14 protein-coding genes are annotated in these 26,292 nt (G+C 39.6%); 4 read left to right on the forward strand and 10 right to left on the reverse strand.

All coding sequences use genetic code 11. From position 1 onward, the window contains the following. Nucleotides 1–1,926, forward strand: a complete 1,926-nt coding sequence (abc-f, locus tag JMN32_RS24095; protein WP_202859092.1) for a ribosomal protection-like ABC-F family protein — start codon at nucleotides 1–3, stop codon at nucleotides 1,924–1,926. Nucleotides 1,927–2,250: 324 nt separating this feature from the next. On the opposite strand, the gene JMN32_RS24100 is transcribed toward abc-f, so the two are convergent. From JMN32_RS24100 to JMN32_RS24115, 4 genes are all read right to left on the reverse strand, one after another. Then, nucleotides 2,251–3,021, reverse strand: coding sequence for a hypothetical protein (locus JMN32_RS24100; protein ID WP_202858945.1), 771 nt, complete (start codon nucleotides 3,019–3,021; stop codon nucleotides 2,251–2,253). Continuing rightward, complete coding sequence (locus tag JMN32_RS24105) at nucleotides 3,011–4,321, reverse strand: LVIVD repeat-containing protein (RefSeq protein ID WP_202858946.1); 1,311 nt, start codon at nucleotides 4,319–4,321, stop codon at nucleotides 3,011–3,013. The genes JMN32_RS24100 and JMN32_RS24105 overlap by 11 nt, the downstream gene beginning before the upstream one ends. A gap of 171 nt (nucleotides 4,322–4,492) precedes the next feature. Then, a complete protein-coding gene (locus JMN32_RS24110; RefSeq protein ID WP_202858947.1) occupies nucleotides 4,493–6,085 on the reverse strand; it encodes a hypothetical protein in 1,593 nt (530 codons plus the stop codon). Then, nucleotides 6,069–6,620, reverse strand: coding sequence for an RNA polymerase sigma factor (locus tag JMN32_RS24115; RefSeq protein ID WP_202858948.1), 552 nt, complete (start codon nucleotides 6,618–6,620; stop codon nucleotides 6,069–6,071). The genes JMN32_RS24110 and JMN32_RS24115 overlap by 17 nt, the downstream gene beginning before the upstream one ends. 104 nt (nucleotides 6,621–6,724) lie before the next feature. Here JMN32_RS24115 and JMN32_RS24120 point away from each other — a divergent pair, with 104 nt between their 5' ends. Next, a complete protein-coding gene (locus JMN32_RS24120; protein ID WP_202858949.1) occupies nucleotides 6,725–8,011 on the forward strand; it encodes a type IX secretion system plug protein in 1,287 nt (428 codons plus the stop codon). 4 nt (nucleotides 8,012–8,015) lie between these two features. Here JMN32_RS24120 and JMN32_RS24125 read toward each other — a convergent pair whose 3' ends face one another. The 4 genes from JMN32_RS24125 to JMN32_RS24140 all read right to left on the reverse strand — a co-directional run bounded on the left by JMN32_RS24125 (nucleotide 8,016) and on the right by JMN32_RS24140 (nucleotide 11,670). Continuing rightward, entirely contained in the window at nucleotides 8,016–8,816 is an 801-nt protein-coding gene (locus JMN32_RS24125; protein ID WP_202858950.1) for a CRISPR-associated endoribonuclease Cas6, read from the reverse strand. 216 nt (nucleotides 8,817–9,032) lie between these two features. Further along, nucleotides 9,033–10,130, reverse strand: a complete 1,098-nt coding sequence (gene ychF, locus JMN32_RS24130; protein WP_202858951.1) for a redox-regulated ATPase YchF — start codon at nucleotides 10,128–10,130, stop codon at nucleotides 9,033–9,035. 6 nt (nucleotides 10,131–10,136) lie between these two features. Next, the gene (locus tag JMN32_RS24135; protein WP_202858952.1) at nucleotides 10,137–11,234 is read right to left on the reverse strand and encodes an AI-2E family transporter; all 1,098 of its coding nucleotides are present in this window, start codon (nucleotides 11,232–11,234) and stop codon (nucleotides 10,137–10,139) included. 79 nt (nucleotides 11,235–11,313) lie between these two features. After that, nucleotides 11,314–11,670 (reverse strand): DUF3276 family protein, encoded by a 357-nt coding sequence (locus JMN32_RS24140; protein ID WP_202858953.1) that lies wholly within the window; start codon nucleotides 11,668–11,670, stop codon nucleotides 11,314–11,316. A 178-nt stretch (nucleotides 11,671–11,848) separates the two neighbouring features. Between JMN32_RS24140 and JMN32_RS24145 the strand changes: the two genes are divergently transcribed. Continuing rightward, the gene (locus JMN32_RS24145; RefSeq protein ID WP_202858954.1) at nucleotides 11,849–12,754 is read left to right on the forward strand and encodes a DUF58 domain-containing protein; all 906 of its coding nucleotides are present in this window, start codon (nucleotides 11,849–11,851) and stop codon (nucleotides 12,752–12,754) included. Nucleotides 12,755–12,794: 40 nt separating this feature from the next. Here JMN32_RS24145 and JMN32_RS24150 read toward each other — a convergent pair whose 3' ends face one another. Then, the gene (locus JMN32_RS24150; RefSeq protein ID WP_202858955.1) at nucleotides 12,795–13,142 is read right to left on the reverse strand and encodes a 4Fe-4S binding protein; all 348 of its coding nucleotides are present in this window, start codon (nucleotides 13,140–13,142) and stop codon (nucleotides 12,795–12,797) included. Between the two features lie 207 nt (nucleotides 13,143–13,349). Here JMN32_RS24150 and JMN32_RS24155 point away from each other — a divergent pair, with 207 nt between their 5' ends. Then, nucleotides 13,350–14,357, forward strand: coding sequence for an acyl-CoA reductase (locus JMN32_RS24155; protein ID WP_238354602.1), 1,008 nt, complete (start codon nucleotides 13,350–13,352; stop codon nucleotides 14,355–14,357). Nucleotides 14,358–14,505: 148 nt separating this feature from the next. Here the strand turns inward: JMN32_RS24155 and JMN32_RS24160 are convergent, their stop codons facing one another. Continuing rightward, nucleotides 14,506–26,292: a gliding motility-associated C-terminal domain-containing protein gene (locus JMN32_RS24160; RefSeq protein WP_202858956.1), complete on the reverse strand. Its 11,787-nt coding sequence runs from the start codon at nucleotides 26,290–26,292 to the stop codon at nucleotides 14,506–14,508.

Consider the following 26,292-nt stretch of genomic DNA (forward strand, 5'->3'; position numbering starts at 1 on the left):
ATGTTAGCAATTCAAAACCTTTCCTATTACATTGGAGGTCGCCCTCTTTATGAAGACGCATCTTTACATATCAAACCTAAGGACAAAATTGGTCTCATAGGCCTGAATGGAGCCGGTAAGTCCACTCTACTCAAATTGATCAATGGAGATTATTCACCAGAAAAAGGTGAGATAGGAAAAAGCAACGAATGTACAATCGGTTTTCTCAATCAGGATCTACTCTCCTATCAGTCTGAAGACAGTATAGTTTCGGTAGCCATGCAGGCGTTTGGTGAAGCGGTGGAAACCCAGAGAAGCCTTGAAAAGGTTCTAAAAAAACTTGAAACCGACTACTCTGATGAGCTAGTTGAAAAACTCACTAAACTGCAGGAAAAATTTGAGCGCCTTGAAGGATATACCATGCAAGCCAAGGCTGAGGAAATTCTAGAAGGTATTGGTTTTAATACTGAAGACCTGCACCGTCCATTGAAGGAATTTTCAGGAGGGTGGAGAATGCGCGTAATGTTAGCCAAACTGTTGTTGGAAAAACCGTCACTTTTGATGCTGGATGAGCCCACCAACCACCTGGATTTACCCTCTATAGAATGGGTAGAAAACTATCTCAGGGGTTATGAAGGTGCTGTCATTGTTGTTTCTCACGACAGACAGTTCTTAAACAACACCATCAATAAGGTAGTAGAAGTTTCAAATCAGCAGCTTACCATGTATGAAGGTAATTATGACTTTTACCTTCAGGAAAAGGAACTACGTTCAGAAATCCAAAAAAATGCCTTTGAAAATCAACAGCAAAAGATAAAGCAGACAGAACGCTTTATTGAAAAGTTTAGAGCAAAAGCCACAAAAGCTCGTCAGGTTCAGTCAAGAGTAAAGGCATTGGACAGAATGGAAAAAATAGAAGATGTGATAGACACCAATGCTGTGGTAAACTTTAAGTTTGATTTTAAACAGAAATCGGGCAGACACGTAATACAACTTGAACATGTAAGCAAATCGTACGGAAAGCTCAATATTCTTTCAGACACCACAGCCCACATCGAAAGGGGGGATAAAATAGCCCTTATTGGTGCTAATGGTAAAGGGAAGTCTACCTTATTGCGAATAATAGCCGGAACCGAGCCCATTGAAGGCAAAAGACAAGAAGGACATAATGTAAACCTTGGCTTTTATGCTCAGCATCAACTAGAGGACCTGAATGTTAACAATGAAATACTTGAGGAACTCAAACAAGCCGGAAGTAGGAAAACTGAACTTGAGCTCAGGCAAGTGCTCGGATGCTTTCTATTTACCGGAGATGATGTTTTCAAAAAAATCAAAGTATTATCAGGAGGAGAGAAATCCCGAGTTGCTCTAGCAAAAACACTTATATCTGAAGCTAACTTCCTATTATTGGATGAACCTACCAACCACCTCGATTTTCAGTCTGAAAATATACTTGTGCAAGCCCTGCAACAATATCAGGGTACATTCATCACAGTTTCGCACAACAGGCACTTTGTTTCTCAGGTTGCCAACAAGATCTGGTACATTGAAGACCATCAGATAAAAGAATACCCAGGCTCCTACGAGGAATACAGCTTTTGGAAGAGCAAAGTAGATGCAGAGAAAAAAGAAGCTACAACACCAGTTCAAAACAACCCCGAGAAACAGGCTAAATCAAAGCCTGCAAAAAAAACAAACAAGAATGATAAACTTCTCATCAACCATCAACGCGAACTCTCCAAAATTGAAGAGCAGATAGAAGCCGTTGAAAAGGACATCACTCTTGCTGAGAAGGAAATGGCAGACCCTACTGTTTTTGGCAATCCTGATAAGCTCCAAGAAGCAAACACAAGATACGAAAAGTCAAAAGCTCAGCTACAAGCCCTCAATGACCAATGGGAGTTGAAGGCTGAAGAAATTGATGAACTAGAAAATAGCTCAGATTAACTTTACTTCTTAAATAGTAAGGGTAGCTGGAAGCAGTAGCTTAAGTTAAGATTCTAATTTAAACCTTACCTAACTCTGAAAAAATCTTCCTTGTAAGTGAGGTTTAAATTAAAATCATTATGATAAGTGTAACAGCAAATGCTACCGCATATCGATAAATCATTTTCCTTAATTGTAATTCGTAAATCCTCATAATAAAAATTAAATTTATGTAAAATATCTTCTTTTAATACTACCATTCTACAAACGGTAACTCCTTTCTTCAATCTTCTTTCAAAATCGGCCGCAAACTTACATACTTATATCAGAGATTTGCAATAAATATTAAAAACAAATTCCAATTTTAAATTCCAACCTATCCATAGTCCTCAACATCTCTGTTTTACCTCCCCCTCCCCACACATAATCTCCCTCTCCCCATATATAATTTAATGGGTACTCCTCTTTCATCTCTTGCCGACTCCAACCTACCGCCGCTATAAAATCAACTTTGCTCTTAGTATCAAAAATGAAGCCAAAACCTAATTTAAACAACTTCCCTCCTTTGATTTCATCAACATAACCCTTCATAACTGACTTGCCCCACATTTTGCTATACCCAGCTCCAGCATAGTAGTAAACTCTGCTAAAGCGACTGAACAAATCTCCCTTATAGCATAAGTATACAGGCACATTAGCATAGTAATTATACTCCTCATAACCCATACCCAACCCAACCTGCAAAAACCTTTTAAAGCGATAGCTTCCTAGTATACTAACCGTTGGGTAAACATCATTATTATTTAGACCTCCACCCCACATCACCCCCATCAACACTTCTTTATCAAATTTCTTAACAAAACTACTTTTGTTCAGTGAGTCTAAGATGCCAAGATCAACACCTGGCTGCATATCACTTCTCAACACTATACTATGAATTTCTCTCGCTCTAAAACCTTGATTTTCACCACCAAACCTTACAAACACTGAATCATGGTTAAGTGATAATAATCTCCCCAATATGGCACTTCTGTCTTTAAAGTATATTTTATCAACCTGGGCATTTGCAGCACCAGCCACTATTAATAAAGTGGTCAAAATCACCCTATTCTTCATTATCTGAAATTTCTAGATGACTTAGAAAAACAATGTTATCCAGATCAGAATAGTCATACTGATAAAGTCCATCTTCCCCTATCATCATAGCAATATTGTTAAACGGTATAATATCAAATGCTTTAATATCTTTATAATGCGCCATCAATTTGTTGCCAATATTACTTATATCACTTGCATCAAATATCTTCAGCCCATCGTCCCCATCACATATAAAAAGTACATCTCCATCTTTACCTAAACCATGCGGGTTATGCATATTGTATGTGAATAGCAACTCCGGGCTGCTGATATTCGATATATCAATAACCTCAAGTTGATTAGTAAAACCTTGACATTCCGTACCAGAACGTAACGTTACGTAGGCATAATCTCCATCCACTACCACAGGATCACAGCTTGTGACATGCTCATAGCTCGACACCCACGTAGGTTGAGCAGGGGTAACTAAATCCATAATATACATACCATTCTGAGCTCCGATAAACAAAAAGTTGTTATTAGGAAAAATAGTTTCTATTCCCCAGTTGATAGCCACTTTTTCTTCCGCTTGTAAATCAGTTGAATGGGTTACGTTAACAGGGTATAAATCTGACTGATCAACCGCATAGAGATAATCCCCAACCAGTGCGAATCTGGCCATTGAACCTGCCATCCCAGGGTTAGTTGGTGCCACTGCAGTATTGGCATCAAAAGTTGCAACTCGATCAACAGCAATGCCACCTTCATAGAGCATCCCCCAGTCATATCCTGCTTCACAATCCGATTCATAAAGTTCAACCTGCTCTACAGCTTTCCAATCTGTCACTACCCCCATCTGAGAGTCAGCATAAAACCCGTATGAATTATATCCGTGAAAAATATTTTCTACTCTCCCTACCTCTTTTGCATTTTGAACATCTGCTATATCAATAGCTACAAGGTCAATATAGCTATCAGAAAAAAGTATATTGCCACGAACCGCTATATCGAATGAACCTGGTATTTTGATAAAGGCTATATTCTCAGGATTAGCAGGATCATGGTTATCAATTACATGAACACCTTGGTTTGGTTCATTGATAAACAGGTACCCATCCCTAAAGTAGATTTTTCCCGTCTGTTGCAGATTATGTGCAGGTAACGTAGTCACAGAAGATCTTATATCCTCCAATGTTGTATAAACCGGCTCATAATAAGTGTAGCTATTCTTTACTTCGCAGTTGTCACCACAGCCAGACAACAAAATACTTGCACACAGCACTGTTAATACAGTTATCATAATTTGACTTACATGTGTCACAGTTTTAATCTTTTGCATGATTGGAATGTTTTAAAAGCCACTAACTAATAAATAGACACAAAAAACTTACTGAGGGTTGGAATGTATTTAAATTTTTTCTCAAAAAAGTAGAGTTTAAAATCAATCAACATCAGTTTATTTTACTGCAAGTTCAATTAGTAATAAAAAACATCTCAAATATCAATATTATTAATTATTGAAGACGTACTTAAACCTGAAACCAATTTCAAGTGTTGTAGGTCGGCTGGTATACTCGGATTCTGATTTGGTAATAGAACTAATGGACTGTTTTACCTGAGGAATAATTGCTAACCGATAACGGGAACCAAAATCATAACTAAATTCTGATCCTAGTAACCCACTAATCTGATAAGTTCTGTACTGGGACTCCGATCCGGCAGAAATATTCACATCTTCTATATCACCCGAAGTCGCACTGATCTGATTTTTAAGCAAAATATTATTGGCTATGCCACTAAGCAAAACAATGTTGAACTTATTATCAAGAAGAACATATCCTGCTTGTATGGGTACTGAAACCAGTTCATAAGTATTATTGACATCATATGGGGCGGTAAATGTGACATCCTCTGCCGCATCAATGTCAGTAAAATTACTTAGTGTCTTTACAGAGCCCTGATCAGAAGTACTAACTACGTTTGACGTACTTGTGGTCTCCTGCTGGGCATAAATTACCCCACTTTGCAAAACCCATTTTTCTGAAAGCCTTGTACCAAAGTTAACCCCCACATTATAGGACTGTCCAGCTTTCTCCTTACCAAACGAAGGTGCCCTCTTCGAATCAACGTTGAACCGCGATGTTTCCATCAGCCCCATATCACTGTCAACATTACCCCCTCCCATATTTGGGTTGAAACTTCCTGCTGAAAATCCAACACCAGCCCAAAGGTTATCATTTGCATTATTTTTCTTCTTTGATGGTACATAACTATACCACGGTACCATGTTCAGTTCCCTATCCTCTAATGGTGCTGTTTCCAGATACTCGAACAGCCGATCTAATTTCTCCGGCAATTCACTCTGATTAATCTGATTTGATGCCATAAGACTTTTTTCTTCACTATCAAATGCATCTCCATTAACACTGTTTACACCTGCCTCCACATCTGTATTATAACCATCTTCCGATAACGCAAATACATTTGTACCTTGACCAAGATCATGGTCATCAACATTCCGAGCATTCTTTTTTACATGCTCATTTGTAGTAGCCGCACCGCTTGCGATGCCGGCCTTATTAACAGAACTGCTATTATTTGAGTTGGAATAACTTTCATGGCTTCCTTCTTTATTATCATCGTCAAGATTATAATTCTTCAACTCATCATATTCCAGATCTCTACTAACCTTACCTTCATGAGTCAAATAACGCTGTTCTTCTTTCGTAACCTGATCTTCATCATCTATCAAGCCACTTTCCTCTATGGCATTGGATTCTGGTTGTTTACTTCCCTGAGCGTCTCTTCCTATATTATCTTCTTGTCTATTTCCCGACTCCCACCTGGCTAGCTCACTATCATCAGCACCAAGATCATTCAATTGAAGATGATAAACTGCTACCCCTCCCACTGACATAGCAAATACTACAGATGCTGCCGCCAATAATTGAAATAGCAATAACCTTCTTTTATACTTTCCTGCCGATGACTGGGAAACACCTAATTCAACCCTCTCCCAAACTGATGCCGAAACATCCATTTCAGCGTCTGCAAATGCGTTTTCCCACTCCTTTTCGAACTGCGTTTTATCTTGCATTTCCATAACTAATACTTTCTTCAGTTTCTATTTTATCTCTTAACAAGCTCTTAGCTCTGGCGTATTGAGACTTAGAGGTCCCTTCACTAATATTTAATAACTGAGCAATTTCCTTGTGAGAATAACCCTCCACAGCAAACAGGTTAAATATAACCTGACAACCGGAGGGCAACTCCTGAATCATCTTCAGCAACTCTCTAAAGTGAAAGTCGGCGAGCGAAAAGCTACTTTCTTCAGAAAAATTCAGTTCGTGAACATCAACCATAGGAAAGAGATACAACTTACTCCTTTGATGGTTAAGTGCAGTATTGATTACTATCCTTTTAACCCAGAAGTCAAGCCTGGCCTCTCCCCTGAATGTTTTGATTTTTTCAAATATTTTTATAAAAGACTCTTGGAGAATGTCTTCAGCCTCCTGATCAGACTTTGAATAGCGCATAGCCACAACCATCATCTTTTTAGAATAAAGATCGAATAATTGCTTTTGGGATTTTCTATCTCCCTTACAACAGCCCTCAATAAGCGCTTTTTCAGAATCCATATAATATATCTGATGCGATCATGTTTTATATAGACACCACAACATTCCAATAGGTTGGAATCATTCTTGTATATCGCAAAATTAATTATATTTTTATTGCCATTATGAAAAATTGGATAACAGCTACGCTTTTTATATTTGTTTTAAGCGCATATAATTTACCCCATCATCTATCTTCGCCTACTTACCAGAACAAAAAATTAGTATACAAGGACGCTACCTACGAACCCGAGATCAGGACAGTTCAACTCTATCCTTACACAGGGAACGCCAATGCTGTACTATCACCATCTGTAGCTACCCTGAACAATAACAATCTGTTACTGGAATTTGATGACTTGGTTCAGGCTCCTGAGAATTATAGAGTAAAAATCATCCATTGCAATAGTGACTGGACACCATCGCGACTAAGAAGTCTTGACTATCTATACGACTACAATGAGTTCAACATTGATAATTATCAGCTATCAGTAGATACTAAATTGTCATACGTCCACTACAAATTCAAAATACCCAGCCTCAAAGTTCCTGGCAATTACCTTTTGGTGGCCTATAGAGGCACCGATGAATCTGACATTATCTTATCCAAAAGGTTTATGCTTTTCAATAGCCTGGTATCTATTAATCTATTGAGTGACCTTACCGGTTTAAGTTCAAACAACCGGCTAAACCAACAACTTGACTTCACCATAGACTATAATGATTACCCATTACAAAACCCGATGGAAAACGTATCTATAGTAATCCGACAAAACCAAAGATGGGACAACGCCATTACTACGCTCAGGCCCAATTTTATACGTGAAAACATTAACCAATTGGAATATCGCTTCTTTAATTATGAAAACAACTTTAAAGGTGGCAATGAATTTCGCTTTTTTGATATGAGATCACTACGGTACCCTGGGCAGAACGTTCAACGTGCTAACATAAATACACGTCCTACTCTGATAGACTTGATGATTGACAAACCCAGAATTTACCAACCCTACACGCAGTACGATGACCTGAATGGAGAGTATTTTATTGCTAATTCTGACACCGGAAACGGTTCAGTGCAAAGTGACTATGTTACTGTTAGATTTCACCTTAAAGCAAGTAAAGTTAATGGTGAGGTTTATGTTATAGGTGAAATGAATAACTGGAACCTCCAGGACAGAATGAACTATGATGAGGTGTCTGGCTTATATAATGGTGAGATGATCCTAAAACAAGGCTATTACGACTACCAATATTATATTAAAGGAGATACTCTAAGGTCCAATTACTTTGAAGGGGATCACTTTCAAACGGAAAATGAGTATGAAATATTCGTTTACTATAAACCGCCAACCAGTCGATCTGAGTTACTCATAGGGTATGGGTATTACGAAATGAACCCTTCCAGATAAGATACTAAGCGTAGCTAAATTCGTATTTAAGCACGCGGCTATTAGGGTTGGAATGTGCTACATCAAGCATTCCAAACCCTTTATGGGTAAACTGCCCTAAACCACAATGAAGCACAAAATCTTGAACTTCTTTTGCCGCATATAAGGTAAATGGGAAGGTATAACCTCTAATCTCATATTTTACATCACGGTCATAAACGGGATAAATACGAGCAAATTTCTTTTGAGCTGCGGTAAGTCTGGCAATATAGGTTTTATCAGGCACAACCTGAAACTTATAAAACCCCTCCAGCTGTTCTTTATCAAACATGTCTGATGCTGCCATTCTCTCCATGGTAGACTCATAAAGGAGATCTGAAAAAGTGTCCGTTTCAGGGGGAATAAACCGCTTGGCTGTACTATCATTAAATGATGAATTCAGAATAACAAGCGGTGAGATGCAGACAAACTTCAGCGAATCTTTCAAATCAATTTGTTCTTCAAGCTCAACAGTTTCGGGTTTAAGGTACAGTCCTCCAATTTCCACCTGACTAAACTCAAATAAATTTGTTAAAAAATAATCAATAAACGGCTTGTTCGGGCTCGACAAAACCAGAGTAACACGTGAAGAATAGAAATGAAGCCCCTTTCGACTAATCTTAGTTTGTCCCTTTAGGCCTGAGAAGTTATAAAATGAATATTGTATAAATTTCTCATCACCACCCTTAATCAAAACACCTTTGATCATTTGCGCGAGCAAATACTGATGGTGAAAAGGAACGTGGCCTCCCCTATTCTTTAGAAGAAATATAATTCTGACTCTCAATTTGAAAATAATTACCTAGACAAAAAATCAGGGGTTTCAGCAGAAAATATTAAAATTAGCTAAAAAATGCACGAACCCTTATCTCAAAACAAAATGTAACTTTAACTTTTCAGCCAGACTGTTCAATCGTAATCGAAAAAAAAGTTATACAATATTTTAATAAAAATAGCGTTTAATCGCCAATTCTAAAAATCCATGTAATATAAAATTCTTTTTTTAAACATTAAATCTAAAGTGCATAATATCTCCGTCGCATACCACATATTCTTTTCCCTCGATGGCAATCTTACCTGCTTCCTTACAAGCCACTTCTGATTTAAACTTCTGGTAATTCTCTAACTTGATAACTTCTGCCTTAATAAATCCCTTTTCAAAGTCTGTATGTATAACTCCCGCTGCCTGAGGAGCTTTCCACCCTCTCTTAATGGTCCACGCCCGCACCTCTTGTACTCCAGCTGTAAAGTAAGTGATGAGATTGAGGATATTATAGGCAGCTTTTATTAGCTTATTCAACCCTGATTCCTTCAATCCATATTCTGACAAGAACATTTCACGTTCTTCCTTATCTTCCAGTTCAGCTATCTGAGCCTCGATTGAAGCTGAAACGATCACCACTTCCGCATTTTCATCTTTCACAGCATCCTTCAGTTTCTGAGAATACTCATTCCCATCAGGCAAAGCTGTCTCTTCAACATTAGCCACATAAATTACGGGCTTAGCAGTGAGCAACTGAAGGTCGGCAATGGCTTTCCTGTCTTCCTCCTCAACTTCTAGGGTTCGGGCATTCTTTCCAGACTCCAAATGTTGCTTATATTTCTGAAGTATTACTAAATCCTTCTTTGATTTCGCATCACCACTCTTAGCGATTTTTTCTATACGAAGTATCTTTTTATCAACTGACTCCAAGTCTTTTAGTTGTAGTTCAGCATCAATAACCTCCTTATCAGAAATAGGGTCTACCCTTCCTTCAACATGTACAATATTATCATCAGCAAAACAACGTACAACGTGGGCAATAGCATCTACCTCTCGGATATTAGCTAAAAATTGGTTTCCAAGCCCTTCGCCTTTACTTGCTCCTTTAACTAACCCCGCTATATCAACAAATTCAATCGTAGTAGGCAACACTCTTTGTGGGTTCACCAACTCTTCAAGTACGTGCAACCGCTCATCAGGAACAGTAATAACACCAACATTAGGTTCTATGGTACAGAAAGGAAAATTGGCCGCTTCTGCCTTATTATTTGAAATTGCGTTAAAAAGTGTTGACTTGCCTACGTTTGGCAGCCCTACAATACCACATTTAAGTGCCATGAAATTTTATTTTTTCTGAACTTTAAAAATACCGTAGCTTCTATAACCTGTATACAACTCCGAAAATGAAACGCGTAATACAGTGTAAACAGGTATGGCTGCAACCATTCCGGGTATACCAGCTAGCGAAGCGCCTGCAAATATAATTATAAATATTTCTAAAGGATGTGCTTTTACGCTTTTAGAAAAGATTAATGGCTGAAGTACAATGTTATCTACTAATTGGACAACACCAAAAACAGCAGCTATTTTTAGTACAAGAAACATATAATCCTGAGAAGTTACCAGATCCGTCCCTGTTGATACCCCCACAGCAATACCGAAAGTAGCACCCAGGATCGGTCCCATATAGGGAATAAGATTAGCCACTGCTGCAAATAATGCTATGGTTAGGGCATACCTGATCCCTAAAGTTCCCAACCCAAGAGAAGCAATACTAAATATGCAAAACATCTGAAACAGTAAGCCAATAAGATAGTTTGACAACAACCTTTCAATCTTATTATATGCAGCTATCGTTACCTCAAAATATTTATTAGGGATAAAAGAAATCAATTTTTTGCGCATGGACCCCATTTCATAAAGAAAAAAGAAAGAGATAAAACTTACTGCCAAAACCCCAACTAAGAACTGTCCGGTGACAGCAAGAATATCATTCAATATATTTCCGATTTTAACATTGGAAATAATTTCAATTATGCTTTTTCTGAGGTTGTTTACAATAAAGCCCTCTGACTCAGTAGTAAGGCCATTGCTGATTAAAAAGTGTTCAAAACTTTGCAGAGGAACCGTTGCCCTGTCATATAAATTCTCATAATCAACTCCTGATATTACTTCTATTTGCTCTGATATTAATGGAATAAACAGTACAATAAAAGCTGCTATAAACATTACCAATATCAGGTATGAAAATATTACAGCCAATAATCGCGGCATCCTGATATTGAACAATTGTGCTTTAGCCATATATTGGGTCAAAGGGCGAAGGATACTGCTTACCACAATGGCTATAGCCACGTAAATAAAAATATCAAAAAAGACCCACCCTAGCAGAATTATTGCCACTATAACCAATAAAATGTAAAACAGGGTTCGCCAGAGCATATCAGTCCTTTTTAAGCAAACATAATAAAAAAAGCCCTTGAAATTCAAGGGCTCTTTACTATATAACTTATCAATTACTTCAATCCCATTTCAATTCGGTATCGATTTCGCTCCTACTCACACCACTTTCTTCTCCATCCATATCTCCCTGCCTGTCAAATTGAGTAAAGTCAATATCAGGAAGTAATTCGTCCTTCACATGATTCACAGTGTTGTTTAAGGCTTCAACAAACTTATTAAAATCTTCCTTATACAAGAAAATCTTATGTTTTTCGTAGGTAAACCCATCATCCTTATACCTCCTCTTGCTCTCGGTAATTGTCAGATAATAGTCGTTCGAACGGGTTGCCTTAACATCGAAGAAATACGTCCTTTTTCCCGCCCTTACTCGTTCTGAAAATATTTCCTCTCTTTCATTGGTATTATTCTCTTCCACAATCCTAATAGTTTAGTTTACAATTTTGCCTTTTATACATAAATCGGATTTAAATATAGTATAATATTTAGGTTTAATGCAAACAGATAATTATTAATTATAAAACAATTTTTATTTCCATGCGTTGTAAACAGATCAATTCCTTAGCTTTATTAGCTAAAATAAGCTATTCTCTTGTATGAAGATTGACCTCAATCAGGTTAAAAACCTGGGGCACATTGATTTTTTAGCTAAGCAGCTCGTAGAAGGCTTCATTACTGGCCTTCATAAGTCACCATACCACGGATTTTCTGTGGAATTCGCTGAACATCAACTATATAATACCGGAGAGAGTACCCGACACATCGACTGGAAAGTGTATGCTAAAACTGACCGTTTGTACACAAAAAGATACGAAGAGGAGACCAACTTACGGTGTCAGATTATTATAGACAACTCATCCTCCATGCATTACCCTCAAAAAAATAAGGGTAAGGTTACCTTCAGCATATTAGCAGCAGCTGCCATAGCCTACCTTCTTCAAAAACAACGTGACGCAGTCGGCATTACAACCTTTTCTGACAAAATAGAGGTAACCACACCAATAAAATCTACCAGTACTCACCTGAACAAGATCTTTATTCAGCTTGAAAACCTGTTGAACCAGGAAGATAATCTAAAAAAAACAGCCGTTGCCAACATCCTCCATGAAGTAGCTGAAAAGAATCATCGACGGTCGTTAATAGTCATTTTCAGTGACATGTTTGATAATGAAAATGAACTAGATGAAATATTTAAAGGCTTGCAACACCTAAAGCACAATAAACATGAAGTGCTGTTGTTCCATGTATCTGACAAAAGGACTGAGTATACTTTTGAATTTGAAGATCGACCTTACGAGTTTATAGATCTTGAATCTGGTGATAAGCTTAAGCTACAACCTCATGAGGTAAAAGAGCATTATACCAAACGGGTCAAGGAGTATTATCAGCAACTAGCCTTAAGGTGCGGTCAATTAAAAATTGACTTCATTGAGGCTGATATAAATGAGGATTACAATGACATTTTGAATGCCTATCTTATTAAAAGGTCAAAGTTAAAATAGTAAGCAGTTTCTGATCTATGACCAGAAACTGCCAATATTTTTATTCATTATGAAGCCATTCCTTCTTGGCGGTCAGTTCTTCTTCTGTCTCAACATAGTCTGGGTCAGGAATACAACAGTCTACAGGACATACAGCTGCACACTGTGGCTCCTCATGAAATCCCGTACATTCCGTACACTTGCCTGGTACAATATAATAGAACTCGTCAGATACAGGCTCCTGTCTATCATCACTGCTTATAACTACACCATCCTCCATCTCAACTTCCGTCAATTCTGTACCACCACCCCAGGTCCATTCCATTCCTCCCTCGTAAATAGCAGTATTAGGGCATTCCGGCTCGCATGCTCCGCAGTTAATGCACTCGTCAGTTATCATTATTGCCATATCTATAGCTTATTTCTCGTGTGTAACATTCATTTAAAAGAATACTTAAAAGTAAGGTATAAACCTGTCATATTCTCATTTTTATGGCATAAAATGACTAAAGTTCATCCTCATTTCTATGTAAACAAGATTAATTTTTAATCTTTGTAAAAATAGGAAGTATCTTCCTGCTTTCAAACATAAAGCGCGGACGAAAGGTTTACACATATGATAGAACTTAAGGAAAGAATCGAAGCATTTGTTGAGTTAGGGAAACGCATTAAAAACCTGGATAAAGATCAGGCAACGGAGCTTTACACCAAAGCACGATCAAATAACTCCTGGTTCACGGAAGAAAGCGTTAAGTCTGCACTCGAAGGTATTTCAAACTATCTGCAACAAGATAAGTTAAACCAATGGACAGAGTCATACCCCATAAGGAACCAAAACAAAAAGGTAGGTATAGTGATGGCCGGCAACATTCCGCTGGTAGGTTTTCATGATCTGCTTTCAGTTGTCATCAGTGGTAACCAGGCACACATCAAGCTAAGCTCACAGGATACCGCTCTAATGAATTATATAGTCAATGAGCTGATAGCAATATCTCCAGAACTGGAAGAGCAATTAATTATCCGGGAGCAACTAAAAGATATAGATGCCATCATTGCTACCGGAAGTGACAATACCAGCAGATATTTTAACTACTACTTTGGTAAGTACCCAAACATCATTAGAAAAAACCGCACCTCGTGTGCCATATTAACGGGTAAGGAATCAGATGAAGACCTGAGCAAACTAGGAAATGATATTTTCCAGTACTTTGGACTAGGTTGTCGCAACGTAGCCAAACTGTACGTACCCAAGGGGTATAAATTTGATGGGTTCTTTAAGGCAATAGAAAGTTTTAGTAAAGTCTCCAATCACCATAAATACAATAATAACTACGACTATAACAAGTCCATTTATCTTGTCAACGGAATACCTCACCTCGATAGTGGTTTTCTTCTCCTCAAAGAAGACAGCGCTATGGTTTCTCCTATATCCGTTATTTTCTACGAGCAATATGACTCAGAGAATACGCTACAAAGCCTTTTAAAAGGTAATGCAGATAAGATTCAGTGCATAGTATCTAACAACAGCCGACCAGGCAGCGTTAATTTTGGCCAGGCTCAACAACCAGAGCTTTGGGACTACGCAGATGGTGTAGATACTCTGAAGTTTCTGGTAACACTTTGAAACGTTTGATAATTATAAAATAACTACTCTTCATTCCTTCCTTATACATTTATGAACTAAAAAATAATACCGGCTTTTATCCCACCATTCACTAATAAAGTAAAAAGGCTGCCATGTGGCAGCCTTTTATTGCTTATCTAAATTCCGTTTAAGGTTTACCCCTCAATATTTCAACCCATCCGTTATAAACCTCTCCGGCTACATCTATCTTATAGAAGTAAATACCATCTGGGACATCCTCCCCTGTCCAGTCGTTTTTATAGTCACCAGATTTATAAACCTCACTTCCCCACCTATTGGTAACAACAAGTTCTACATCAAACTCCGGAAGATTCCTCACAAAGAATGTATCGTTATATCCATCACCATTTGGAGTAAAAATATTAGGTACATATAGGTCGGTGTTTAATGGAACACGTCCAGTCAAAGGCAATACACATCCATACTGATCCATCACCTCAATAAAGTATCTTCCTGCCGGAATACCTTCATAAATTCGTTCAAATTCCAAATTGGTATTCACTTGTACAGTATCATAATCAGTGATAAATGACTGTCCAGGTACAGCCGCAGAATCCAGTTCAATTCTAATCAGGTAAGGAGGTTCTCCACCTGAGAAATCGTGAATCTGCATTGTTCCGGTAAACTTATCTGGCAATGAGCTTGTAGTCTCACCTACCAGAGCAAACAGCTTGGTAGGTATGCGAAGTATGTCAGGGTGTTCATAAACGATCTCAACCCCAGGACAAACATTTTGCTCTTGAGATAAACTCAATTTATACTCCTTATTAAAATTGAGAAATGTTCTATTCTGAATCAGGAACTGCTGCCCTACATTCAGCGTAAATGTAAGCTCATCCACCAAATCAGAAGTAAAACTATCAAAGACCCTAAGCGTGTATTGCGAAGAATTATCCCCTTTAATATTAGATAGTAATAATTCTCTATTTACTCCACCTGTAATACAACCTAACTCATAGTCAAAGGTAACTGCTGATGGTCCTGCCAATATGGAAACTAGTCTTCTGTTAGGACAAGTCGCACCGGTAGACACCACTGTCACATAATAATCACCTTTGGCCAAATTATCAAAAGTGAATGAGCCAAACCCATTAGAAGAAACATTAAAAAATTCCGTAGGATCTGTAGTTTGGTTAGTACTAATACCAACCTGGAATTGACCAATGGAGTTAATGACTACTTCAATCTCACCATTAGATGCCGAGTTGTTGCTACAATCAGGATCAAGTGTATTGGTCGTAAAGTTTACCAGCCCTGGGAATGGAACAATGATGTTAAAGTCTTTTTCACACCCAGTTACTCCATCATCAATAACAGTAAGTATATGACTACCACCAGCAAGGTTCTCAAACTTATTACCTGATGGAAGGTTATTAAATATAATCCCATCAAGTCGATAGCTATAAGCTCCTGTTCCTCCGCTAACTGAGTTTACAGTAATACTTCCATCATTATTATCGCAAGTTGCATCAGTTGTTGAAGTTGTAATATTCAATTCGCTATTCTGGCTCTGCATTACCACAGTTACAGCCGCATTACAAGGATCACTGCTATTTCTCCTCACTGCAATTACCTGCTCAAAAGTCGGTGCTGGACCTGCTGGGATACTAATTTGAGATCCCGCAACAAATGAATTCCATAAAACACCATCCGTAGACCACTCTAAAAGACTTCCGGTCTCATTAGGGACATCCAGATTAAGGACTCCATTACCCCCGAAGCATACTGGTCCTACAATGTTAGAAGCAACAGGTGTTCCTACCGTTCCTGATTGATCTATAGTTACTTGACCTGTTATGATACAAGAAGGATCACCATACTGAATTGTATAATCATAAACTCCCAATGGTAGATTACTAAAGATTGAGTCATTAACATTTGTTCTTTGTACCGGACCATCAATATCTATGATAACTCCCGTTGTATTCAATGAAGGAACAAATGGACTGATTCTAAAGATGATCTCACCATCAGAGTTAGTACAAGTTGCCGGAGTTATATACCCACTAGGGAATGAAACAACAACCGTAGCACAATCTCCTGTTGGCACACAACCACTGGTCAAATCAGGAACACTTATCGCCAATGTGGTGCTACACCCAAGATTAGTATCTGTCACGGTTACACTATATGTTCCGTGGTATACACCAGTTAAATCTTCAGATGTAGAAACAAAACCGTTGGGACCAGTCCAGCTGAAGGCAAATGGACCTGCCGTACCTCCAGGTGTAATTCCGATAGAGCCAGCGAAAGGTGCATCACAATTTGAGTTTCCTGCCACTGCATCCACACCTATAGTAATAGAAGGTGTGCCATCATTAACAGTTATTGTTGTACTACCAATACAACCTAAGCCAGTGTCAGTTACCGTAACATCATAGTCTCCAGCTTCAAGACCTGAAATATCTTCACTGGTTGATGTAAACCCATTAGGACCTGTCCATGCAAAAGTGAATGGACCAGCAGTTCCTCCAGCGGTTATATCTATGGCGCCATTAAATGGTGCTGTACAGTTGCTATTGTCAGTAACGGCATCTACAGTAATGGTCACTGGTGGTGCAGCATCGTTAACCGTAATGGTTGCGGTGCCTACACAACCTAAGCCAGTATCAGTCACTGTAACATCATAGTCACCAGCTTCAAGACCTGAAATGTCTTCACTCGTCGATGTAAAACCGTTCGGCCCTGTCCAGGCAAAAGTAAACGGACCAGCCGTACCACCTGCCGTGATATCGATGGCTCCATTAAACGGTGCTACACAGTTGCTATTATCTGTTGTTGCATCAACAGTGATGGTTACTGGTGGTGCAGCATCATTAACTGTTATGGTGGTACTACCTGTACAACCCAAGCCAGTATCAGTTACTACTACATCGTAATCTCCCGCTTCCAAACCTGAAATATCTTCACTGGTTGATGTAAATCCGTTTGGTCCTGTCCAGGCAAATGTGAACGGACCAGCGGTTCCTCCTGCCGTGATATCTATAGCGCCATTAAATGGTGCAATACAATTGCTATTATCAGTTAATGCATCTACAGTGATCGTCACAGGTGGTGCAGCATCATTAACAGTTATGGTTGTAGTACCTACACAACCCAAGCCAGTATCAGTTACTACCACATCGTAATCTCCTGCTTCCAAACCTGAAATATCCTCACTCGTTGATGTGAAACCATTTGGTCCTGTCCAGGCAAATGTGAATGGACCGGCTGTACCACCTGCAGTGATGTCTATGGCACCATTAAACGGTGCGACACAGTTGCTATTGTCAGTTAAGGCATCTACAGTGATCGTAACAGGTGGTGTAGCATCATTAACTGTTATGGTGGTACTACCTGTACAACCCAAGCCAGTATCAGTTACCACTACATCGTAATCTCCTGACTCAAGACCTGAAATATCTTCACTCGTTGATGTGAAACCATTTGGTCCTGTCCAGGCAAACGTGAATGGACCGGCTGTACCACCTGCAGTGATGTCTATGGCACCATTAAATGGAGCCGTACAATTACTATTATCAGTGGTACCATCCACAGTAATAGTCACTGGTGGCGTTGCATCGTTAACCGTTACGGTAATTGTACCTGTACAACCTATACCAGTGTCGGTCACTGTTACATCATAATCTCCTGACTCAAGACCTGATATATCCTCACTTGTTGAGGTAAATCCATTTGGTCCTGTCCAGGCAAAAGTGAATGGACCGGCTGTTCCTCCAGCGGTAATATCTATTGCTCCATTAAACGGTGCGGTACAATTGCTGTTGTCAGTGGTAGCATCAACTGTAATGGTCACCGGTGGCGTGGCATCATTAACTGTTACGGTTATTATATTCGTACAACCTATTCCAGTATCAGTAACTGTTACATCATAATCCCCAGACTCAAGACCTGAAATATCTTCACTAGTTGAAGTAAAGCCGTTTGGTCCTGTCCAGGCAAAAGTGAATGGACCAGCCGTACCACCTGCCGTGATGTCTATGGCACCATTAAACGGTGCTGTACAATTACTATTATCAGTGGTACCATCGACGGTAATAGTCACCAGTGGTGTAGCATCGTTAACTGTTATGGTTGTAGAACCTACACAACCCAAGCCTGTATCTGTAACTGTAACATCATAGTCTCCAGACTCCAAGCCTGAAATATCTTCACTGGTTGAAGTAAAACCATTCGGGCCTGTCCATAAATAGGTGAATGGTCCGGCGGTACCACCTGCAGTTATATCTATAGCTCCATTGAAAGGTGCTGTACAATTGCTATTATCGGTTACCGCGTCTACTGTAATAGTTACCGGTGGTGTGGCATCATTTACCGTTACAGTGATTGTGTTCGTACAACCTATTCCTGTATCAGTTACCGTTACATCATAATCTCCAGACTCAAGCCCCGAAATATCCTCGCTAGTTGAAGTAAAGCCGTTTGGCCCTGTCCATGCAAAAGTGAATGGTCCGGCAGTACCTCCAGCGGTAATATCTATTGCTCCATTAAATGGTGCACTACAATTACTATTATCAGTGGTACCATCTACAGTAATGGTAACTGTTGGTAAAGCATCATTGACTGTAATTGTTGTTGTTCCAACACAACCCAAGCCGATATCAGTAACCGTAACATTGTAATCCCCTGCTTCCAGACCCGAGATATCCTCACTCGTTGAGGCAAACCCATTGGGTCCTGTCCAGGCGAAAGTGAACGGACCAGCGGTTCCTCCTGCTGTGATGTCAATAGCTCCGTTAAATGGAGCACTGCAATTTGAATTATCAGTTACTGCATCTACAGTAATGGTTACAGGTGGTGTAGCATCATTTACCGTTACCGTAATTGTATTCGTACATCCTATTCCGGTATCAGTAACTGTAACATCATAGTCCCCAGACTCAAGACCTGAAATATCCTCGTTGGTTGATGTGAAACCATTTGGCCCTGTCCATGAATAGGTGAATGGTCCAGCGGTTCCTCCAGCGGTTATATTTATTGCTCCATTAAATGGTGCAATACAGTTACTATTATCAGTGGTACCATCGACGGTGATAGTAACTGTCGGTAAAGCATCATTGACTGTTACAGTAATCGTATTAGTACAACCTATACCGGTATCGGTAACTGTAACATCATAATCTCCTGCTTCTAGTCCGGAAATATCCTCACTGGTAGATGTGAAACCATTTGGCCCTGTCCAGGCGAAAGTAAACGGACCAGCGGTTCCTCCTGCTGTAATATCTATTGCGCCATTAAATGGTGCTGTACAATTACTATTATCAGTGGTACCATCTACAGTAATGGTAACTGTTGGTAAAGCATCATTCACTGTAATAGTTGTTGTTCCTACACAACCTAAGCCAGTATCAGTAACTGTAACGTCGTAATCTCCCGCTTCCAGACCTGAAATATCCTCACTCGTTGAGGTAAACCCGTTTGGTCCTGTCCAAGCAAAAGTGAACGGGCCGGCAGTACCACCTGCAGTGATATCAATAGCTCCATCAAATGGTGCGCTACAATTTGAATTATCAGTTACAGCATCTAAAGTAATAGTTACCGGAGGTGTGGCATCATTAACTGTTACCGTAATTGTGTTCGTACAACCTATTCCAGTATCAGTTACTGTAACGTCATAGTTCCCAGACTCAAGACCTGAAATATCTTCAATGGTTGAAGTAAAACCATTCGGACCTGTCCATGAATAAGTAAATGGTCCAGCGGTTCCTCCAGCGGTTATATCTATTGCTCCATTAAATGGTGCGATACAATTACTATTGTCGGTAGTGCCATCCACGGTTATAGTTACTGTTGGTAAAGCATCATTTACTGTAATTGTTGCAGTCCCAATACAGCCTATTACCGCATCCGTAACGGTAACATCATAGTTGCCTGCTTCGAGGCCTGAAATATCCTCACTTGTTGAGGTAAATCCATTTGGACCTGTCCAAGCAAATGTAAACGGACCAGCAGTACCGCCTGGTGTTATATCTATAGCTCCATTAAATGGTGCCGTACAATTTGTGTTATCTATATTATTATCCACAGTCACAGTAACTGTTGGTGTATTATCACCAACTGTAAATGTTGCTGTAGCTGTACATCCCAATGAAATATCTGTTACTGTAACATCATAATCACCATTTTCCAAAGCGGTTATATCCTCATTATTGGAAGTAAACCCATTAGGTCCTGTCCACGAATAACTAAAAGGTCCGGGGGTTCCACTTGCGGTGATTAATATAGCTCCATTAAAAGGTGCTACACAGTTAGTATTATCAGAAATTATATCCGATGATACCGTAATTGTAGGTAAATTATCATTTACTGTTACAGAAGCTACTTCTGTACAACCTGTACCAACATCCGTAACCGTAACATCATAATTCCCTGCTTCAAGCCCTGAAATATCTTCATTAGTTGAAGTAAACCCACTTGGTCCTGTCCATGAATATGTGAATGGACCAGCAGTTCCTCCGGCTGTAATTTCAATAGCTCCGTTAAATGGTGCTACACAACTGGTGTTGTCAGTCACCAAGTCTATAGAAACAGTGATTGCTGGCCTGACATCTCCAACTGCTATGCTGGCCGTGGTAGTACAACCTGAACCTGAATCTGTTACAGTAACATCATAAGTTCCATCCTCAAGAGTAGAAATATCTTCTGAAGTTGAAGTGAAGCCATTTGGACCTGTCCATGAGTATGAGTAAGGTCCTACTCCACCCACAGGCGTAATAAGTATCGTTCCGTTAAACGGTGCTATACATTTAGTGTTATCTGTTGTTGCGTCTACATTTACCGTGATTAAAGGAGTTACATCATTAATAGCAATAGTTGTTGTAGCCGTACAGCCAGTGTTCGTATCAGTAACTAAAACGTCATAAGAACCATTCTCTAATGCAGAGATATCTTCATTAGTAGATGTAAAACCATTTGGACCTGTCCAGGCATAGCTGAAAGGTCCGGCGCTGCCTCCTGCAGTAATATCAATAGCCCCATTGAATGGAGCAACACATCTACTATTATCAGTAACGTTATCAGTGGTTATTATTATGGTTGGAACAGCATCATTAACCTGAATATTAGCAGTTGCGGTACATCCCGTATTTGTATCAGTTACGGTTATATCATACGTACCTACCTCAAGTCCCGTAATATCCTCTGATGTAGAAGTAAAACCGCTTGGTCCTGTCCAGACGTAACTAAACGGGCCTACACTTCCACCTGCAGTGATCTCTATTGCTCCATTAAATGGTGCAACACAATTGGTATTATCTGTAACATTGTCAGTGGTTATAGTAATTGTAGGTTTAGCATCCCCTACTACTATGCTAGTTGTAGCTGTGCAGCCTGTATTCGTATCAGTTACTGTGATATCGTATGAACCATCCTCTAGCGTTGAGATATCTTCTGAAGTTGATGTGAATCCGTTGGGTCCTGTCCAGGCATAACTAAACGGACCGGCACTTCCTCCGGCAGTAATATCTATTGCTCCATTAAAAGGGGCAACACAATTGGTATTATCCGTAACATTGTCAGTAGTTATGGTAATTGTAGGTTTAGCATCTCCAACCACTATGTTTGATGTGGAAATACACCCTGTATTGGTATCTGTTACTGTAATATCATAAGTTCCATCCTCCAATACAGCTATATCTTCATTAGTGGAAGTGAAACCATTGGGGCCTGTCCATGCAAAAGTAAATGGTCCGGCACTTCCTCCCACCGTAATATCTATTGCTCCATTAAACGGTGCTGTACAATTTGTATTATCTACTACATTATCTGTAGTAATTATTATACTGGACGATGCAGCATTAACTACTATACTTGTCGTTGCGGTACAGCCCGTATTAGTATCAGTTACTGTAATATCATAAGTTCCATCTTCAAGAGCTGAAATATCTTCACCCGTGGAAGTGAAACCATTGGGGCCTGTCCAGGAATAACTAAACGGTCCGGCACTTCCTCCGGCAGTAATATCTATTGCTCCATTAAATGGTGCTGTACAATTTGTATTATCAACAACATTATCGGTTGTTATCGTTACTGCTACCGAAGCATCATTAACCACTATACTCGTCGTTGCGGTACAACCCGTATTATCATCCGTTACAGTAACATCATAAGTTCCATCTTCCAGTGCTGATATATCTTCACGAGTGGAAGTGAAACCATTGGGGCCTGTCCAGGAATAACTAAACGGTCCGGCACTTCCTCCGGCAGTAATATCTATTGCTCCATTAAATGGTGCTGTACAATTTGTATTATCAACAACATTATCGGTTGTTATCGTTACTGCTACCGAAGCATCATTAACCACTATACTCGTCGTTGCGGTACAACCCGTATTATCATCCGTTACAGTAACATCATAAGTTCCATCTTCCAATGCAGAAATGTCTTCATTAGTAGAAGTGAAACCGTTGGGTCCCGTCCAGGAATAGCTAAACGGTCCGGCACTCCCTCCGGCGGTAATATTTATTGCTCCATCAAATGGTGCTATACAGTTTGTATTATCAACAACATTATCGGTTGTTATGGTAACCGCTACTGAAGCATCGTTGACTACTATACTCGTAGTTGCGGTACAACCCGTATTATCATCCGTTACAATAACATCATAAGTTCCATCTTCCAATGCAGAAATGTCTTCACTGGTAGAAGTGAAACCATTGGGGCCTGTCCAGGAATAACTAAACGGTCCGATACTTCCTCCAGCAGTAATAGCTATTGCTCCATTAAATGGTGCTGTACAATTTGTATTATCAACAACATTATCGGTTGTTATCGTTACTGCTACTACGGCATTATTAACCACTATACTCGTCGTTGCGGTACAACCCGTATTATCATCCGTTACAGTAACATCATAAGTTCCATCTTCCAATGCAGAAATGTCTTCACTGGTAGAAGTGAAACCATTGGGTCCAGTCCAGGAATAGCTAAACGGTCCGGCACTCCCTCCGGCGGTAATATTTATTGCTCCATCAAATGGTGCTATACAGTTTGTATTATCAATTACATTATCGGTTGTTATTGCTACTGCTACTACGGCATTATTAACCACTATACTTGTTGTAGCAATACAACCCGTATTATCATCCGTTACAGTAACATCATAAGTTCCATCTTCCAATGCAGAAATGTCTTCACTGGTAGAAGTGAAACCATTGGGTCCTGTCCAGGAATAACTAAACGGTCCGGCGCTTCCTCCGGGAGTAATAGCTATCGCTCCATTAAACGGCAACACACAACTTGTGTTATCCACTACATTATCTGTTGTTATAGTAACAGCTACCGTTGCATCATTGACTACTATACTTGTTGTAGCCGTACAACCTGTATTGGTATCAGTTACTGTAATGTCATATGTGCCATCCTCTAGCGTTGAGATATCTTCAGAAGTTGAAGTAAATCCATTTGGTCCTGTCCAGGAATAGGTAAATGGCCCGGCAGTTCCTCCAGGGGTAATTTCTATTGACCCGTTAAATGGTGCTATACAATTTGAATTATCTACGACATTGTCTGTAGTTATAGTTATAGTTGGCTTCGCATTTCCTACTACTATGCTTGTTGTTGCTGTACAGCCGGTATTTGTATCCGTTACTGTAATATTGTATGAACCGTCTTCTAGTGTTGAAATATCTTCTGATGTAGAGGTAAAGCCATTTGGACCTATCCAAGCATAAGTAAAAGGTCCGGCTGTTCCTCCTGGGGTAATCTCTATTGCCCCGTTAAAAGGTGCTATACAATTTGAATTATCTACGACATTGTCTGTAGTTATAGTGATGGTTGGCTTCGCATCTCCTACTACTATACTTGTTGTAGCCGTACAACCTGTATTGGTATCAGTTACTGTGATATCGTATGAACCATCTTCTAGTGTTGAAATATCTTCTGATGTAGAGGTAAAGCCATTAGGACCTGTCCATGCATAACTAAACGGTCCGGCTGTTCCGCCAGGAGTAATCTCTATTGATCCATTAAATGGTGCTACACAATTTGAATTATCTACGACATTGTCTGTAGTTATGGTAATGATTGGCTTAACATCTCCCACCACTATGCTGGTTGTGGCAGTACAACCTGTATTCGTATCGGTTACAGTGATATCATATGAACCATCTTCTAGTGTTGAAATATCCTCTGAAGTTGAAGTAAAGCCATTAGGACCTGTCCATGCATAACTAAACGGTCCGGCTGTTCCGCCAGGAGTAATCTCTATTGATCCATTAAATGGTGCTACACAATTTGAATTATCTACGACATTGTCTGTAGTTATGGTAATGATTGGCTTAACATCTCCCACCACTATGCTGGTTGTGGCAGTACAACCTGTATTCGTATCGGTTACAGTGATATCATATGAACCATCTTCTAGTGTTGAAATATCCTCTGAAGCTGAAGTAAAACCATTGGGACCTATCCATGCATAACTAAACGGTCCGGCTGTTCCACCAGGAGTAATCTCTATTGATCCATTAAATGGTGCTACGCAATTTGAATTATCTACGACATTGTCTGTAGTTATACTAACGGTCGGCTTAGCATCTCCTACTACTATGCTGGTTGTAGCTGTGCAGCCTGTATTCGTATCAGTTACTGTGATATCGTATGAACCATCCTCTAGCGTTGAGATATCTTCAGAAGTTGATGTGAATCCGTTGGGTCCTGTCCAGGCATAAGTAAAAGGTCCGGCCGTTCCTCCGGGAGTAATCTCTATTAATCCATTAAAAGGTGCAACACAACGGCTATTATCCACAACATTGTCAGTAGTGATGGTAATGGTTGGTCTGTTATCTCCTACAGTAATTGCGGGAAAAACTGTTGAACAGGTTGTAGTGTTATCGGTCACAGTAACCGTGTAATCCCCCTGCTCCAATGCTGTTATATCTTCAGATGTTGAGGTAAAACCATTTGGGCCAGTCCAACTATAAGACAAAGTGCCTATAGCATCACCCACAGTAATATCAATAGCACCATTAAAGGGTGCTAAGCAACGTGTATTATCCGTTACGGAAGAAGAAATTGATAAAGTCTGAGTATTCAATGTAACACTACCGTTCATAAACACTGGCGTACATGCACCTTGACTAGCCTGTACTGTTATAACGGCATTATCCGGAAAGCTTCCTCCCGGTAAAGTAATTGCAAAATTAGATGTCCCATCCCCTTGTCTAGTTACGCCACTTGGGGCTCCGTTAATATAAATTTCATAAACCACTGGTGGTTCTGGAAGTGCAGGAACGGGATCACTATCACTCAGGATAATATCTACATCATCAGTACTGCAGACTACCTGAGGGGAAGTATTGGTTATATTGTAAACTGTTGGTGAAGGATCATTCAAGGCAGGGAGTACCGTGAGAACCTCAGAACAATTCGTTCCCTGGTCAAACACCTCAACAGTATATGTTCCTCCAACGATCCCGGAAATATCCTCCAAGGTTGATGTGAATCCGTTGGTACTTGTCCATGAATAATCATACCCTATGCCAGAGCCTCCCGATACTGTAATATTAATAAAGCCGTTTGGAGTCGCACAACTAGTATTATCAGATGGGCTACCCGGATCTACCGTTACAGATAAGGGCGAGACTATATTGTCAATGGTAAAACTCGTATTTACTGTTTCATCATCATCCTGAGCAACTACCAGATATGTTCTTGCAGGCAAATTAGTCAGGGAAGTTACATCCCCGTCATTTGGGCTAAAAGAAAAGTTTGGAGGACCAAAAATCAATAGAGATATAGGTCCGCTGGAGTTAGAAACAGTTATGTCGATGGATCCATTAGCCAACCCATCACAGGCATCCTTTTCGTTGGACAGGTCTACACTAAGTTGTGCAATTGCATAATTACTTGATATAAAAGAAACCAGCGTAAACAACAAAAGGATTAATAAACTACTCTTTCTCATAACTACGTTCAT

Source organism: Fulvivirga marina (genome assembly GCF_016775155.1).
GTDB lineage: Bacteria > Bacteroidota > Bacteroidia > Cytophagales > Cyclobacteriaceae > Fulvivirga > Fulvivirga marina.

What these genes read in the sequence shown, in the direction of transcription:
- JMN32_RS24135 (WP_202858952.1), bottom strand. Translation starts at nt 11,234, where the DNA reads ATGCTCTGGCGAACCCTGTTTTACATTTTATTGGTTATAGTGGCAATA.
- JMN32_RS24110 (WP_202858947.1), bottom strand. Translation starts at nt 6,085, where the DNA reads ATGGAAATGCAAGATAAAACGCAGTTCGAAAAGGAGTGGGAAAACGCA.
- JMN32_RS24155 (WP_238354602.1), top strand. Translation starts at nt 13,350, where the DNA reads ATGATAGAACTTAAGGAAAGAATCGAAGCATTTGTTGAGTTAGGGAAA.
- abc-f (WP_202859092.1), top strand. Translation starts at nt 1, where the DNA reads ATGTTAGCAATTCAAAACCTTTCCTATTACATTGGAGGTCGCCCTCTT.
- JMN32_RS24115 (WP_202858948.1), bottom strand. Translation starts at nt 6,620, where the DNA reads ATGGATTCTGAAAAAGCGCTTATTGAGGGCTGTTGTAAGGGAGATAGA.
- ychF (WP_202858951.1), bottom strand. Translation starts at nt 10,130, where the DNA reads ATGGCACTTAAATGTGGTATTGTAGGGCTGCCAAACGTAGGCAAGTCA.
- JMN32_RS24150 (WP_202858955.1), bottom strand. Translation starts at nt 13,142, where the DNA reads ATGGCAATAATGATAACTGACGAGTGCATTAACTGCGGAGCATGCGAG.
- JMN32_RS24105 (WP_202858946.1), bottom strand. Translation starts at nt 4,321, where the DNA reads ATGCAAAAGATTAAAACTGTGACACATGTAAGTCAAATTATGATAACT.
- JMN32_RS24145 (WP_202858954.1), top strand. Translation starts at nt 11,849, where the DNA reads ATGAAGATTGACCTCAATCAGGTTAAAAACCTGGGGCACATTGATTTT.
- JMN32_RS24120 (WP_202858949.1), top strand. Translation starts at nt 6,725, where the DNA reads ATGAAAAATTGGATAACAGCTACGCTTTTTATATTTGTTTTAAGCGCA.
- JMN32_RS24160 (WP_202858956.1), bottom strand. Translation starts at nt 26,292, where the DNA reads ATGAACGTAGTTATGAGAAAGAGTAGTTTATTAATCCTTTTGTTGTTT.
- JMN32_RS24100 (WP_202858945.1), bottom strand. Translation starts at nt 3,021, where the DNA reads ATGAAGAATAGGGTGATTTTGACCACTTTATTAATAGTGGCTGGTGCT.